Below are 13744 nucleotides of genomic sequence, written 5' to 3' on the forward strand. Positions count from 1 at the left end.
CCGATAGCCAGCCAAGCCTTTGACCCTCGCCGGGGCTGTCAACCCGCCCACCGAACCGCAGCGAAGGCACCCAGGATTGACAGCCCCGGCGAGGGTCAGACACTCGGCTATCGGGTTGCCGCACCCGAAGCAAGCGGGTGCCTTCGTTGCGGGGGCTTCGAGGCTCGTCGCTGGCGCTCCTCGCACCTCAGCCACCGTGGAGCGCAGACACTCGGCAATCGGGTTGCCGCACCCACGCAAGGACTCGTCCTCCGCCAGCCGGCGGGCCGGCGGTCAGGCCTCGCGCAGGACGACCACGCTGCGCTCGCCGAGGCGGAGGCGGTCGCCGGTCTTGACGGGGGTGCCGAGGGGGAGCAGGGGGTCGGTCGAGAGGACGACCTCGCCGGCGTGGACCCAGTCGTTGACCGGGAGCTCGACGTGGACCGAGCGGTCGCCGGAGTTGAAGAACATGGCGAAGGACCGGTCGACCTGCTGCTCGCCGCGGGGGCCGGGGGAGCGGAGGGGGTCGCCGGAGACGAACATGCCGAGCAGGGTCAGGGTCGGGTCGTGCCAGTCGTCGCCGGTCATCTCGCGGCCGGACGGGTGCAGCCAGGCAAGGTCCTTCGGGCCGCCGCGGATCGTCGGGCGGCCCTCGAAGAAGTGGCGCTGCCGCAGGGCGGGGTGCTCGCGACGCAGGCGCAGCGCGGCCTTGGTGACCTCGTAGACGTCGAGCCAGGCGTCGTCGGCGCGCCAGTCGACCCAGGAGATCTCATTGTCCTGGCAGTAGGCGTTGTTGTTGCCGCGCTGGGTGCGGCCGCGCTCGTCGCCGGCGGTGATCATCGGGACGCCGTTGGACAGGCACAGCGTCGCCATCAGGTTCGCGGCCTGGCGGCGACGGAGCGCGACGATGACCTCGTCGTCGGTCTCGCCCTCGACGCCGTGGTTCCAGGAGCGGTTGTTGTCGGTGCCGTCGCGGTTGTCCTCGCCGTTCGCCTCGTTGTGCTTGCGGTCGTAGCTGACGAGGTCGCGCACGGTGAAGCCGTCGTGGGCGGTCACGAAGTTCACCGAGGCGTACGGCGAGCGGCCGTCGTCGGCGTAGAGGTCGGACGACCCGGCCAGCCGGGTGGCCACCGAGCGGATGCCGGAGCTGCGGCCGTTCCAGAAGTCGCGGATCTCGTCGCGGAACTGGTCGTTCCACTCGATCCACGGCGGCGGGAACTCCCCGACCCGGTAGCCGTCGATCGACGCGTCCCAGGGCTCGGCGATCAGCTTGACCTGCCGCAGCACCGGGTCCTGGCCGATGGCGACCAGCAGGTCGCTGTGCATGTCGAGCCGCTGGCGGGTGCGGGTCAGCGCCGAGAGCAGGTCGAAGCGGAAGCCGTCCACGTGCATCTCGGTCACCCAGTAGCGCAGCGAGTCGAGGATCATCCGGAGCGCGAAGGGGTGGCTCGCGTCGACCGTGTTGCCGCACCCCGTCACGTCCCAGTAGGTGTCGTGGTAGTCGAGGCTCGGGGGGCCGCCGTCGCCCGGCTCGGGGGCGACGCGGTGGTAGATCTTGTCGTCGAGCCCCCGGAAGCTCAGCGTCGGCCCGGTGACGCCGGCCTCCGCCGTGTGGTTGTAGACCACGTCGAGGATGATCTCGAGCCCGGCGTCGTGGAAGGCCTTCACCATCGCCTTGAACTCGGTCACCTGCTCGCCGCGGTCGCCACTCGAGGAGTACGCCGCGTGGGGGGCGAAGAACCCGATGGAGTTGTAGCCCCAGTAGTTGGCGAGCCCGCGCGCCGCGACCTCGGGCTCGGTGACGAACTGGTGGATCGGCAGCAGCTCGACCGCGGTGACACCGAGGTCGGTCAGGTAGTCGGTCACCGGCCGGCTGGCGAGCCCGGCGTAGGTGCCGCGCAGCTCCTCGGGCACACGGTCGTGGAGCGCGGTCATCCCCTTGACGTGCAGCTCGTAGATCACGGTGTCGCGCCACCGGCGGCGCGCCGGGCGGTCCGCTCCCCAGTCGAAGCGGTCGTCGACCACCACGCTGAGCGGCACCTTGCCCGCGGAGTCGAGGGCGTCCCGGGTCTGCGGGGCGCCGACGGTGTAGCCGAAGATCGCCGGGTCCTCGACCAGCCGCCCGCTGACCGCGCGCGCGTAGGGGTCGAGCAGGAGCTTCTGGGGGTTGAACCGCAGGCCCTGCTGCGGCGCCCACGGCCCGGCGACGCGGTAGCCATAGCGCTGGCCGGGCTCGATGCCGGGCACCGCGCCGTGCCAGATGCCGAGCGTGCGCTCGGTCAGCCGGTGCCGGGTCTCGGTGCCGTCGTCGTCGACCAGGCAGAGGTAGGCAGCGGTGGCCTCCGGGGCCCAGACCGCGAAGTTGGTGGACTCCTCCGACCAGGTCGAGCCGAGCTGGTGGTGCGAGCCGGGCCAGATGGGCGCCACCTCGCCGCGCGTCCGCCACAGTCCAGGCACCCGGTCACCCTATGCAGAGCGCGAGCGGCATGATGCAGGTCATGGGTGAGATCGCCGGTCAGGGCAGCAGGGAGTTCGTCGACCTCGAGGTCGCGGACGGCGTCGGCACGATCCGGCTGGACCGGCCGAAGATGAACGCCATCAGCTTCCAGGTGCAGGCCGAGCTGCGCGAGGTGGCGGCCGAGGCGACCGAGCGAGACGACGTCCGAGCGGTGGTGCTCTACGGCGGCGAGCGGGTCTTCGCGGCCGGCAACGACGTCAAGGAGATGGCGGGGCTGTCGTACGCCGACATGGTCAGGCTCGGCAGCTCGGTGCAGTCGGCGGTGACCGCCGTGGCGCGCATCCCGAAGCCGGTCGTCGCCGCGATCACCGGCTACGCGCTCGGCGGCGGGTGCGAGCTCGCGCTGGCGGCCGACGTGCGATTCGCGGCCGAGGACGCCCAGCTCGGCCAGCCCGAGGTGCTGCTCGGGATCATCCCGGGCGCGGGCGGCACCCAGCGGCTCAGCCGGCTCGTCGGGCCGAGCCGCGCCAAGGACCTCATCTACACCGGCCGGTTCGTCAAGGCCGACGAGGCGCTCGCGATGGGGCTGGTCGACAGGGTCGTGCCCAAGGACGCCGAGCGCAGCGTGTACGACGAGGCGGTCGCCTGGGCGGCGCAGTTCTCCGGCGCCGCCGCCCTCGCCCTGCGGGCCGCCAAGGAGGCGATCGACCGCGGGCTCGAGGCCGACCTCGACACCGGTCTGGAGCTCGAGCGGGCGGCGTTCGCGGGCCTGTTCGCCACTGACGACCGCACCGCCGGTATGCAATCCTTCGTCGAGCAGGGGCCGGGCAAGGCCACTTTCGAGGGTCGCTGACGGGGGAGCGGGATGTTCGGACGCGGCACGGGCGCCGGGGTCGACTCGGGTGCGGAGGCCTCGGGCAGGTCGGGTGCCCCCGGCCGCGGCGCCACGACCGTCGCCCGGGTGCGGACGGTGCTCTCGCAGGTGATCTGGCTGCTGTTCCTGGTCGCCGCGCTGTTCCTCGCGGTGGGGGCGCTGCTGGTCGCCCTCGACGCCAACCAGGGCAACGACCTGGTGACGTTCGTGCTCGAGGGCGCCGACCGGGTCGACCTCGGGATCTTCTCGCGCGACAACGGCGTCAAGCAGTTCTCCGGCGCCGACGCCGACACCAAGAACGCGCTGTTCAACTGGGGCCTCGGCGCCGCGGCGTGGCTGTTCGTGGGCCGGATCCTCGACCGGGTCATCCGTCCCTGACGCCGGTCGGACCCCGGTCGGACGCCGGTGGGTCACGGCCGACCGTGACAGTTCTGGTGTGAGGAAGGCCTCGCCGGGCCTCGGTGTAACTGCGTGTGACACGGCGGTAACCTCCGAAGCACCATGAACATCATCGTCTGTGTCAAGCACGTGCCCGATGCCACCGCCGACCGCAAGTTCGAGGACGACAACACCGTCGACCGCGTGGGGGTCGACGGGCTCCTGTCCGAGCTCGACGAGTACGCCGTCGAGCAGGCCCTCCAGCTGAAGGAGAAGGCGGGCGACAGCGAGGTCGAGGTGACCGCGCTGTGCGTCGGGCCGGAGAAGGCCGTCGACGCGGTGCGCAAGGCGCTCCAGATGGGTGCCGACAAGGGCATCCACGTCGTGGACGACGCCATCGCCGGCTCCGACGCGATCGGCACCTCGCTCGTGCTCGCGAAGGCCGTCGAGAAGGCCGGCGCCGAGAGCAAGGTCGACATCGTGCTCTGCGGCATGGCCTCGACCGACGCCGCGATGAGCGTCGTGCCGGCCATGCTGGCCGAGCGCCTCTCCTGGCCGCAGGTCACGATGGCCTCGGTGATCGAGTCGCAGGGCGACCAGGTCCGCATCAAGCGCGACGGCGACACCGCGACCGAGGTCATCGGCGCGTCCATGCCGCTGGTGCTGTCGGTGACCGACCAGTCCGGCGAGGCCCGCTACCCGTCGTTCAAGGGGATCATGGCCGCCAAGAAGAAGCCGCTCGACACCTGGTCGCTGAGCGACCTCGGCGTCGACGCAGGCGACGTCGGGCTGTCGGTGGCCTGGACCGAGGTCGAGGAGACCACCGCCCGCCCGCCGCGCAGCCAGGGCGAGATCGTCAAGGACGAGGACGGGTCCGGCGCCACCGCGCTGACCGAGTTCCTCGCCTCCAAGAAGTTCATCTGAGCCACCTCCCCCGATACGGAGCCGTGAGAACCCATGTCTGAAGTACTCGTCCTCGTCGACCACCTCGACGGTGCGGTCCGCAAGCCGACCTACGAGCTGCTCACCATCGCCAAGCGGCTCGGCGAGCCCTCGGCCGTCTTCATCGGCGACGGCGCCAAGGCCTCCGACGTCGTCGACAAGGTCAAGAAGTACGGCGCCGAGAAGGTCTACGTCGTCGACGACGCCCAGATCAAGGGCTACCTCGTCGCCCCGAAGGCCGAGGCGCTCCAACAACTCGCGGAGAAGACCTCTGCGAGCGCGATCCTGATCCCCTCCACCATCGAGGGCAAGGAGATCGCCGGCCGCCTCGCGATCAAGCTCGGGTCGGGCCTGATCACCGACGCGGTCGACGTCCAGGAGGGCCCGGTCACCACGCAGAGCGTGTTCGCCGGGAGCTACACGGTGACCGCGAAGGTCACCAAGGGCACGCCGATCATCACGGTCAAGCCCAACTCCGCCACCCCCGAGGAGTCGGAGGGTGCGGGCACCGTCGAGGAGTTCACCGCCGAGGTCTCCGACGCCGCGAAGGGCGCCCAGATCGTGGCCTCCCAGCCGCGGAAGGCGTCGGGCCGCCCCGATCTCAACGAGGCCGCGATCGTGGTCTCCGGAGGCCGTGGCACGGGTGGCGACTTCGCCCCGATCGAGGAGTTCGCCGACGCGCTGGGCGGTGCCGTCGGCGCCTCCCGCGCCGCCGTCGACTCGGGCTGGATCGGCCACGCCTTCCAGGTCGGCCAGACCGGCAAGACCGTGTCGCCGCAGCTCTACGTCGCGGCCGGCATCTCCGGTGCGATCCAGCACCGCGCCGGCATGCAGACCTCCAAGACGATCGTCGCGGTCAACAAGGACGAGGAGGCCCCGATCTTCGAGCTCGTCGACTTCGGCGTCGTCGGCGACCTGAAGACCGTGCTCCCTGCGGCCACCGAGGCCGTCAACCAGCGCAAGGGGTGACCTGCCCGGTCGGTGGTTGAGGAGGGCGCAGGCCGCCTCCCTCAACCACCGGTCCCGTCGGCCTCGAGCCGGCGGTCGGTCAGCACCGAACCCAGGTCGCCCGTCGTCCACTGGTGACCGGCGACGGCGTACTCGTCGTCGATCTTGACCAGGATCCAGTTGCGCGGGTTGCCGCCCATCCGGGTGCGGGTCAGGGCGAAGGCGCCGCGCAGCCTCTGCCCGCCCAGCACGAACCGCAGGTGACCTCCGTCCAGCGCCGGGCCGGGGTCCTCGGCCGGGACGTAGAGGCCGGTGTCCCAGACGACCTTGCGCTCGTCCTCGAAGTCGAGGTGCTCCATCCCGTGGTCGTCGACCTCGACCGCGAGCCGCTTGGCCGCGGGGTCGAGCGAGGGGCCCTTGGGCACCGCCCACGAGGGCAGCGTGCCGTCCACCTCGAGCCGCAGGTCGAAGTGCAGGGTGGTCGCGTGGTGACGGTTGACCACGAACCGCAGCGGGTCCACCTCAGGCCCTCGTCAGCGCGAACGCCGTCACGAAGCCGAGCGTCGTGATCAGCCCGGTCCAGAGCTGGGTCCGGGCCACCGCCTCCGGGATCATCGTGTCGGCGACCATGGTCAGGATCGCGCCGGCGGCGATCGCGGTGATCACCGAGACCGTCGGGTCGGAGGCGCCGTCGAGCGCCAGGCAGCCCAGCAGCCCGGCGAGGCCGCTCGCCACGGCGATGGCGCCCCAGACGCCGAAGACGTAGCGCGCGCTGCGTCCGTTGCGCTTCATGCCGGCCGAGCTCGAGAGCCCCTCCGGCAGGTTCGAGATCGCGATCGCGGCCAGGACGGGCACGCCGACGCCGCCGCCCCCGAGCAGCGAGAGCCCCAGCACGATCGACTCCGGGACCCCGTCGAGCAGCGCGCCGACGGCGATCGCGGTGCCGCTGCCGGCCTGGTCCTGCTCGGACATCTGCTCCTCGCCGTCGCTCTTGCGCCGGGCCGCTCCGCGCCGGCTGAGCGCGACGTTGGCCGCGACGTACGCCGCCGCGCCGGCAACCAGGCCGACCAGGGTGGCGACGAGGCCGCCCGAGCGCTCCGCCTCGTCGACGAGGTCGAAGGCCAGCGCGGAGAAGAGCACGCCTGACCCGAAGGCCATCACCCCCGCGACGACGACGCGCGGCACGCGCACGAACCACGCGATCGCGGCACCCACCACCAGCATCGCGCCGGCGGCCAGGCCCCACAGTCCAGCCTGCAGGTACACGGGCACTGGCGGACCTCCTCCGGCCTATCCTCGCCTGCGTGAGTACCCAGGACGTCCTCGACGCAGCGCGGCGCGCCCACGAGGCGAGTCACGGCCTGGCGCTCGCGACCCGGGCGCAGAAGGACGCCGCGCTGCTCGCGATGGCAGCAGCCCTGCTCGCGCGCTGGAGCGAGGTGCTCGACGCGAACGCCGACGACGTCGCCCGGGCCGAGGCGGACGGGACGCCGGCCAACATCGTCGACCGGCTCCGGCTGACCCCGCAGCGGCTGGAGGACATGGCGCGCGGCCTGCGCGACGTGGCCGCGCTGCCCGACCCGGTGGGGGAGGTGGTGCGCGGCAGCACCCTCGCGAACGGCCTCGAGCTGCGTCAGGTCCGGGTGCCGTTCGGCGTGGTCGGGATGATCTACGAGGCCCGCCCCAACGTCACCGCGGACGCCGCCGGCATCTGCCTGAAGTCCGGCAACGCCGTGCTCCTGCGCGGCTCGTCGTCCGCGCGCTCCAGCAACGCCGCCGTCGTGGCGGTGCTGCGCGACGCGGCCGCGTCCGCCGGGCTCGACCCCGACGTCGTCCAGCTCGTGCCGGGCGACTCCCACGACTCGGTCAAGGCGCTGATGCGCGCACGTGGCCTGGTCGACGTCCTGATCCCGCGCGGGGGGGCCGGGCTGATCCGGTCGGTCGTCGAGGAGTCGACGGTCCCCGTCATCGAGACCGGCGTCGGCAACTGCCACGTCCACGTCGACGCGGCGGCCGACCTCGACAAGGCCCTGGCCATCGTGCTCAACGCCAAGACCCAGCGCACCAGCGTGTGCAACGCCGCCGAGTCGCTGCTGGTGGACGCCGCCGTGGCCGACCGCTTCCTGCCGCGCGTGGTCGAGGCTCTGCGGGGCGCCGGTGTCACCGTCCACGGCGACGAGCGCTTCGCGGCGTACGACGGCGTGGTGGCGGCGACCGACGACGACTGGGGCGAGGAGTACCTCTCCCTCGACATCTCCGCCCGCGTCGTGGCCGGTCTCGACGAGGCGATCGCCCACATCCGCCGCTGGTCGAGCAAGCACAGCGACGCGATCGTGACCGAGGACCAGGCGGCTGCCCGGCGGTTCGTCGCCGAGGTCGACTCCGCGGCGGTGCTGGTCAACGCCTCGACGCGGTTCACCGACGGCGGCGAGTTCGGCTTCGGCGCGGAGATCGGGATCAGCACGCAGAAGCTGCACGCCCGGGGGCCGATGGGCCTCCCAGAGATGACCTCGACCAAGTACGTCGTCGTCGGCGACGGCCACGTGCGCTGACCCCGGCGTCACCGGTCGGTGTCCTTGGATAGGCTGGCGCCATGATCCTCGCCCAGAACCTCGCGGTCGTGGCCCTCGAGGTCGACCAGCGCATCAGCTTCGGCGTCGGGGGCGCTGCACTGCTCATCCTGCTCGGGCTGCTGGGCGCCCTGGTCGCCTTCGGTGGCGGACGCGAGCACTCTTGATCCTGGGCAAGGGATGACCCGCCGCGTCGGAGTGATGGGCGGGACCTTCGACCCCATCCACCACGGCCACCTGGTGGCGGCGTCCGAGGTGCAGTCGTGGTTCGACCTCGACGAGGTCGTCTTCGTGCCGACCGGCGACCCGTGGCAGAAGTCCGACCGCGCGGTCACCACGGCCGAGCACCGCTACCTCATGACGGTCATCGCGACCGCGTCCAACCCGAGGTTCAACGTCTCGCGCGTCGACATCGACCGCGACGGGCCGACGTACACCGTCGACACGCTGAAGGACCTGCAGGCGGCTATGCCCGACGCGGAGCTCTACTTCATCACCGGCGCGGACGCGCTCGCCGACATCTTCACGTGGCGCTCGACCGAGGACCTGTTCGCGCTGGCGCAGTTCGTGGGCTGCACCCGGCCCGGCCACGAGATGGACCCCGCCACCCTGGCCGCGATCCCGTCCGACCGCGTCACGATGGTGGAGATCCCGGCGCTCGCCATCTCCTCCACCGAGTGCCGCGCCCGCAGCAAGCGGGGCGAGCCGGTGTGGTACCTCGTCCCCGACGGCGTCGTCCAGTACATCGCCAAGCACGGCCTCTACCCGTCCGACCCTGGAGCTCCTGAACACCCGTGACCGCCACCGACCGTGCCGTCGAGCTCGTCGTCGCCGCCGCCCGCGCGGCGTCCGACAAGCTCGCCCAGCAGATCATCGCCTTCGACGTGAGCGACCAGCTCGCCATCACCGACGCGTTCGTCCTCGCCTCGGCCACCAACGACCGGCAGGTGAAGGCGATCGTCGACGAGGTCGAGGACAGGCTCCGCGAGATCGGCGCCAAGCCGGTGCAGCGCGAGGGCGAGCGCGACGGACGCTGGGTCCTGATCGACTACGGCGAGATCGTGGTCCACGTCCAGCACGAGGAGGAGCGGCAGTTCTACGCCCTCGAGCGGCTCTGGCGCGACTGCCCGACGATCCCGCTCCCCGCGGACGTCACCGCCTCCGACCGTGGCTGACCCCCGTGGTTGACCTGGTGCTGCTGCGCCACGGCCGGACCGACTGGAACGCCGCCCGCCGCATCCAGGGCCAGGCCGACTCCCAGCTCGACGAGCTCGGGCACGCGCAGGCCGAGGCCGTGGCGCCGGTGCTGGCCGCGCTGTCGCCCGCCGTGCTGTGGTCGTCCGACTCCGACCGGGCCCGCTCGACGGCGTCGTACGTCGCCGCGGCGTGTGGCCTGGCGCCCACCTTCGACCCGCGGCTGCGGGAGTACTCCCTCGGCCCGCGCGAGGGCCTGTTCCACCACGAGTTCGAGGCGGAGGCGCCCGAGGAGTACGCCCGCTTCATCCGTGCCGACTGGGACGCCGTGACCGGGGCCGAGAAGCTGGCCGAGGTCGCGGCCCGGATGGTCGCGGCGGTCTCCGAGGCGGTGGCGACCGTGCCGTCCGACGGCGTCGCCCTCGTCGTCTCCCACGGCTCGGCGATCCGCACCTGCGTCGCGGCGTTGCTCGGCTGGGACTCCGACGAGGCGCTCACGCTGCATGGCATGGACAACTGCGGCTGGGCGGTGCTCCGACGGCGCACCACCGCCGAGCGCTGGCGGCTGCACGCCTACAACCGCACCGTCCCGGTCCCGAGGGTGCCGCCCGATTTAGGCCCCGCCCCCGCCGTTGGCTAAGATTCCGCGAGTTGTCCGCGGGGCTTCCACCCTCGGGCAACACCTTGGGGCTGTGGCGCAGCTGGTAGCGCATCTGCATGGCATGCAGAGGGTCAGGGGTTCGAGTCCCCTCAGCTCCACTCAGGACATGCACCCCCGGTGACGGCGCGCAGCGCTGGCCCCGGGGGTGCTGTCGTGTATGGCCCGAGCCGACCCGACGCACGTCATGAGCGCAGCTCATGCCCGCACGAGCGTGTCATCGGCCGCTCCGCGGGTACCCGCCCGTTGCCGGCACGACACAGTCCGGACGACGGTGAGCCGGTAGGGGCCCTTCCCTCGAGCCCAGTGGGGAGGGGCTCCGCCGGCGGCGGACCGCCGGTCTTGGAGGATCGAGAGGCCCGAGACGAGCGGGAGGGGCGACGTGGAGGACGCAGCGATGCTGGAGGCCAGCCGTCGGGCCTCGGAGGCGCTGGAGCCCGGTGACCTCGACCGGACGCTGGAGCGCATCACCGCGGCCGCGGTGGAGGTGCTGCCGGACGTCGACAGTGCCAGCATCACGGTCAAGCACGCCGACGGCCGGCTCGAGACGTTCGCACCCACCGACGACGTGCTCTGCGAGGTCGACGCCGCCCAGTACGACCTCCAGGAGGGGCCGTGCTACGAGGCCGCGACGGAGACCGTGCACGTCGCCGCGCCCCACCTCGCGGACGACGACCGGTTCCCTCGCTACGCACCGGTCGCGGCGCGAGCCGGCATCAGGGCACAGGCCGGGATCCGGCTCTTCGACACGCACGGGTCCAACGGCGCCCTCAACCTCTACTCCCGCCGGGAGGGCGCGTTCGAGGACCTCGGCACGCTCGAGCAGCTGTTCGCGCACCAGTCCGCGATGGCGCTCGGGTACGCGCGCCAGATCAGCCAGCTCGAGGAGGCCATCGAGACCAGGTCGCTCATCGGGCGCGCCGTCGGCGTGGTGATGGAGCGGTACGGCCTCGACGAGGCCCGCGCCTTCGCGTTCCTGACCCGTCTCTCCTCGACGGAGGAGGTCAAGCTCCGCGTCGTGGCGGAGCGGCTCCTGGCCGAGACCTAGCCCGGACCGCCCGGCCGACGGCTCCTCAGGCGGGCAGGCGGACCCGGAACGTCGAGCCCTGACCGGCCTCGGAGTCGACCTCGAGCGTGCCGCCGTGGTCCTCGACGATCTTGTGCGCGATCGAGAGGCCGAGACCGCTGCCCGGGATCGCGTGGTGCTGCGCCAGTGAGGACCGGAAGAACCGGTCGAAGAGCCGCTGCTGCTCGGCTGCCGGGACGCCGATGCCGGTGTCCACGACCTCGAGGACGGCGTGGCCCGACGACGACGTCAGCGCGACGGAGACGTGGCCGCCGTCGGGGGTGAACTTCACGGCGTTGTCGGTCAGGTTGATCACGACCCGCTCGAGCATCTCGCGGTCACCGGTGACCGGCACCGGCACCGAGGGCAGGTCGACGGTGAGCTCGACGCCGCGCCGCGCCGCGATGGGGGAGAGGACCGCGAGGGCGGCGGCCACGACCTGCGCGAGGTCGACGACCTCCTCGTCCACCGGACCGTCCATCGACTGCACCCGCGACAGGGTGAGCAGCTCGGAGATCAGGGTCAGCAGCCGGTTGGAGTTTCGGCTCACGCGGTCGACGGCGTCGAGCTGCTCGGCCGACAGCGGGCCGAGCGCGCCCTGCTCGAGCAGCTCGGTGTAGCCCAGGATCGACGTGATCGGCGTGCGCAGCTCGTGGGAGACGCTGGATACGAAGGCGTCCTTGACCCGGTCGACCTCGCGCAGCCGCTCGACCGCCTCCCGCTCGGTCTCGAGCGCCTCGACGAGGCGGGCCTCGGCCCGCGCCCGCTCGGTGATGTCCTCCGACGTGCTCACGTAGCCGATCCGCTGCCCGCGGTCGTCGACCACCTCGTTGAGCGACATCCAGTGGCGGCGCTCCTCGCCGTCCTTGCGGACGAAGCCCATCGCGGTCGGGCCGCGCCCGATCAGGGTCTGGGCCACCGTCGAGTAGTCCGCGGCGACACCGAGCTCGGCCGCCTTCTCCGCCACCCCGCGCTCGGAGTGCAGCGTGCGCGTCGTGCGGCCGAGCATCTCCTCGGCGTCGTACCCGAGCAGGCGCTGCGCGCCGGGGTTGAAGAGCGTGATCGTCCCGTCGAGCTCGGCCCCGATGATCGCGACGCTGTCGATGCCGTCGACGACGTGGCGCATCCGGTCGCGCTCGGCGACCACCTGGCGGGCGTTCTCGTGCTGCTCGCCGACCGTCAGCCGCAGCGCCAGCACCACCAGCGCGCAGACGCCCCCGAACGTCGCCAGCATGATCCCCTGCAGGTCGACGGGTACGTCGAAGCGCTGGTCGGGTCGCGCGAACGGACCGTGGCCGAACGTCGTGAGCGGCAGCGAGATGCCCACCGCGACCGCCATCTGCGCCATCGACTCGTAGGAGCCGTTGCGCAGCGCGCCCCACGCGAGGACGGGCAGCACGAGCAGCCCGAGGAACGGGAAGTCCTGGGGGACGAAGACCGCGACCGTCACCGCGACGAGCACGCTCCACTGCGCCCACCGCTCGACGGGTCCGGCGAGCGGCGGGTGGTTGCGGAAGCGGCAGAAGAACGGCAGCAGGGTCAGCTGTGCGGCCAGGCTGGAGCTGCCGGTGGTCAGCGCGAGCAGGAGCGGCGAGCCCCAGCCGGTGACGACGCTGGTCACGATCGACGCCGCGGCCATCGTGAGCGCGCCGGCACTGACCGCGCTCAGGAACCTCGCGAGGTCGACGACGGTCTCGAGCGGCGCGCGCTCGCGCCGGCCCCGGCACGCGATCCGCCACGTCACCCAGACCTCGGCCGCGAGGCCCACGCCCAGGCCGGCGGCGACCCCGGGCTCACGGCCGGCGACCCAGATGGTCGCGGTCGCGAGCAGGGCCAGCAGCGCCACCCACGTCCAGGCCCGCGGCCGCGGGGTGAGCATGAGCGTCGCGGTGGCGAGGGCGACGGGCCAGATGCCGATGCCCCGGCCGTGCTCGGGGGTGGCCGCGACCGCGACGACGCCGAACGCCGCCGTGAGGACGAGCAGGCCGAGAACGACGACCGCGCGCGGTGGCCTGGACACCCCTACCCCTTGCTCGTCTGGCGTGCCCCCACACCCCGCCGTGTTGCGGACCGGTCCTTCCCCCTGCCGTCGACCCTAGGTCACGAGCGGTGCGCGGCGGTGCCGATCCGCGGGGTGTCGCTCAGCGAGGCGCGTCCTCGCCGACCAGGCCGTCGATCGACTCGCGGATCAGGTCGGCGTGCCCGGTGTGTCGCGCGTACTCCTCGATCATGTCGACGACCACCCGGCGCAGGTTGGGCAGCTCGTCCCACTCCGAGTACTTCGCGGGCTGGTCGAGGCCGGTGCGGGCGAGCAGGTCGCGCGACCGGTCGACGGCGGCCTTCCAGAGCGCGCCGAGCTCCTCGGACGAGTCGTCGGCGGCGGAGGTCCACGGGTAGTCCGGCTCGGCGTCCCAGTCCACCGACGCCCACGGCTCCGGCATCGTGGCGTCGAACTGCAGGGTGAAGTGGTGGTCCTCCACCAGCGCCATGTGCTTCACCAGCCCGCCGAGGGTCAGCGTCGACGGCGCGAGCGTGCGGCGCAGGTCCTCGGCCGGGAGGCCGAGGCACTTCCACGCGAACGTGCGCCGGTTGCGGTCGAGCGCGCCGAGCAGGGTCTGGGTCTCGTCGCCGGCGGTGGGCAGGGCGACCTGGATGTCCGCGAAGGTGGTCATGGCGC

15 protein-coding genes and 1 tRNA gene are annotated in these 13744 nt (G+C 72.3%); 11 read left to right on the forward strand and 5 right to left on the reverse strand.

The window, feature by feature from the left end; genetic code table 11:
- Nucleotides 1-273: 273 nt before the first annotated feature.
- Complete coding sequence (glgX, locus tag G514_RS0106940) at nucleotides 274-2436, reverse strand: glycogen debranching protein GlgX (RefSeq protein WP_051247017.1); 2163 nt, start codon at nucleotides 2434-2436, stop codon at nucleotides 274-276.
- 41 nt (nucleotides 2437-2477) lie between these two features.
- On the opposite strand from glgX, the gene G514_RS0106945 reads away from it, so the two are divergent.
- The 4 genes from G514_RS0106945 to G514_RS0106960 all read left to right on the forward strand — a co-directional run bounded on the left by G514_RS0106945 (nucleotide 2478) and on the right by G514_RS0106960 (nucleotide 5600).
- The gene (locus G514_RS0106945) at nucleotides 2478-3290 is read left to right on the forward strand and encodes an enoyl-CoA hydratase/isomerase family protein (RefSeq protein ID WP_036563972.1); all 813 of its coding nucleotides are present in this window, start codon (nucleotides 2478-2480) and stop codon (nucleotides 3288-3290) included.
- Nucleotides 3291-3302: 12 nt separating this feature from the next.
- Nucleotides 3303-3689: a hypothetical protein gene (locus tag G514_RS25335; protein WP_245582128.1), complete on the forward strand. Its 387-nt coding sequence runs from the start codon at nucleotides 3303-3305 to the stop codon at nucleotides 3687-3689.
- 123 nt (nucleotides 3690-3812) lie between these two features.
- The gene (locus tag G514_RS0106955) at nucleotides 3813-4613 is read left to right on the forward strand and encodes an electron transfer flavoprotein subunit beta/FixA family protein (RefSeq protein WP_028651170.1); all 801 of its coding nucleotides are present in this window, start codon (nucleotides 3813-3815) and stop codon (nucleotides 4611-4613) included.
- A 33-nt stretch (nucleotides 4614-4646) separates the two neighbouring features.
- Nucleotides 4647-5600 (forward strand): electron transfer flavoprotein subunit alpha/FixB family protein, encoded by a 954-nt coding sequence (locus G514_RS0106960; protein WP_028651171.1) that lies wholly within the window; start codon nucleotides 4647-4649, stop codon nucleotides 5598-5600.
- A 41-nt stretch (nucleotides 5601-5641) separates the two neighbouring features.
- Here G514_RS0106960 and G514_RS25340 read toward each other — a convergent pair whose 3' ends face one another.
- A complete protein-coding gene (locus tag G514_RS25340) occupies nucleotides 5642-6100 on the reverse strand; it encodes a DNA polymerase ligase N-terminal domain-containing protein (RefSeq protein ID WP_051247019.1) in 459 nt (152 codons plus the stop codon).
- Between the two features lies 1 nt (nucleotide 6101).
- Nucleotides 6102-6851 carry a ZIP family metal transporter gene (locus G514_RS0106970; protein ID WP_028651172.1) on the reverse strand — a complete coding sequence of 250 codons (750 nt, stop codon included), beginning with the start codon at nucleotides 6849-6851 and terminating at the stop codon, nucleotides 6102-6104.
- 32 nt (nucleotides 6852-6883) lie between these two features.
- Between G514_RS0106970 and G514_RS0106975 the strand changes: the two genes are divergently transcribed.
- The 7 genes from G514_RS0106975 (at nucleotide 6884) to G514_RS25350 (ending at nucleotide 11049) form a co-directional block, all read left to right on the forward strand.
- Entirely contained in the window at nucleotides 6884-8131 is a 1248-nt protein-coding gene (locus G514_RS0106975; RefSeq protein ID WP_028651173.1) for a glutamate-5-semialdehyde dehydrogenase, read from the forward strand.
- Nucleotides 8132-8172: 41 nt separating this feature from the next.
- The gene (locus tag G514_RS30175) at nucleotides 8173-8316 is read left to right on the forward strand and encodes a hypothetical protein (RefSeq protein WP_157544640.1); all 144 of its coding nucleotides are present in this window, start codon (nucleotides 8173-8175) and stop codon (nucleotides 8314-8316) included.
- Nucleotides 8317-8329: 13 nt separating this feature from the next.
- Nucleotides 8330-8947 (forward strand): nicotinate-nucleotide adenylyltransferase, encoded by a 618-nt coding sequence (nadD, locus tag G514_RS0106985; protein WP_036563945.1) that lies wholly within the window; start codon nucleotides 8330-8332, stop codon nucleotides 8945-8947.
- On the forward strand, nucleotides 8944-9324 hold the full coding sequence (rsfS, locus tag G514_RS0106990; RefSeq protein ID WP_028651175.1) for a ribosome silencing factor: 381 nt from the start codon (nucleotides 8944-8946) through the stop codon (nucleotides 9322-9324). Before nadD ends, rsfS begins: the two co-directional genes overlap by 4 nt.
- A 5-nt stretch (nucleotides 9325-9329) precedes the next feature.
- Nucleotides 9330-9983 carry a histidine phosphatase family protein gene (locus tag G514_RS25345; protein ID WP_051247021.1) on the forward strand — a complete coding sequence of 218 codons (654 nt, stop codon included), beginning with the start codon at nucleotides 9330-9332 and terminating at the stop codon, nucleotides 9981-9983.
- A gap of 46 nt (nucleotides 9984-10029) precedes the next feature.
- Nucleotides 10030-10102: transfer RNA gene (locus G514_RS0107000), tRNA-Ala, on the forward strand.
- A gap of 296 nt (nucleotides 10103-10398) precedes the next feature.
- On the forward strand, nucleotides 10399-11049 hold the full coding sequence (locus G514_RS25350; RefSeq protein WP_211222068.1) for a GAF and ANTAR domain-containing protein: 651 nt from the start codon (nucleotides 10399-10401) through the stop codon (nucleotides 11047-11049).
- A 25-nt stretch (nucleotides 11050-11074) separates the two neighbouring features.
- On the opposite strand, the gene G514_RS29035 is transcribed toward G514_RS25350, so the two are convergent.
- Nucleotides 11075-13087: an ATP-binding protein gene (locus G514_RS29035; RefSeq protein WP_028651176.1), complete on the reverse strand. Its 2013-nt coding sequence runs from the start codon at nucleotides 13085-13087 to the stop codon at nucleotides 11075-11077.
- Between the two features lie 121 nt (nucleotides 13088-13208).
- Nucleotides 13209-13739, reverse strand: coding sequence for a DinB family protein (locus tag G514_RS0107015; protein WP_028651177.1), 531 nt, complete (start codon nucleotides 13737-13739; stop codon nucleotides 13209-13211).
- Nucleotides 13740-13744: the final 5 nt, after the last annotated feature.

The sequence above is a fragment of the Nocardioides halotolerans DSM 19273 genome (assembly GCF_000422805.1).
GTDB classification, from domain to species: Bacteria; Actinomycetota; Actinomycetes; order Propionibacteriales; family Nocardioidaceae; genus Nocardioides; species Nocardioides halotolerans.

What these genes read in the sequence shown, in the direction of transcription:
- G514_RS25350 (WP_211222068.1), top strand. Translation starts at nt 10,399, where the DNA reads ATGCTGGAGGCCAGCCGTCGGGCCTCGGAGGCGCTGGAGCCCGGTGAC.
- G514_RS0106955 (WP_028651170.1), top strand. Translation starts at nt 3,813, where the DNA reads ATGAACATCATCGTCTGTGTCAAGCACGTGCCCGATGCCACCGCCGAC.
- G514_RS0106960 (WP_028651171.1), top strand. Translation starts at nt 4,647, where the DNA reads ATGTCTGAAGTACTCGTCCTCGTCGACCACCTCGACGGTGCGGTCCGC.
- G514_RS25335 (WP_245582128.1), top strand. Translation starts at nt 3,303, where the DNA reads ATGTTCGGACGCGGCACGGGCGCCGGGGTCGACTCGGGTGCGGAGGCC.
- G514_RS0107015 (WP_028651177.1), bottom strand. Translation starts at nt 13,739, where the DNA reads ATGACCACCTTCGCGGACATCCAGGTCGCCCTGCCCACCGCCGGCGAC.
- G514_RS0106945 (WP_036563972.1), top strand. Translation starts at nt 2,478, where the DNA reads ATGGGTGAGATCGCCGGTCAGGGCAGCAGGGAGTTCGTCGACCTCGAG.
- nadD (WP_036563945.1), top strand. Translation starts at nt 8,330, where the DNA reads ATGACCCGCCGCGTCGGAGTGATGGGCGGGACCTTCGACCCCATCCAC.
- G514_RS30175 (WP_157544640.1), top strand. Translation starts at nt 8,173, where the DNA reads ATGATCCTCGCCCAGAACCTCGCGGTCGTGGCCCTCGAGGTCGACCAG.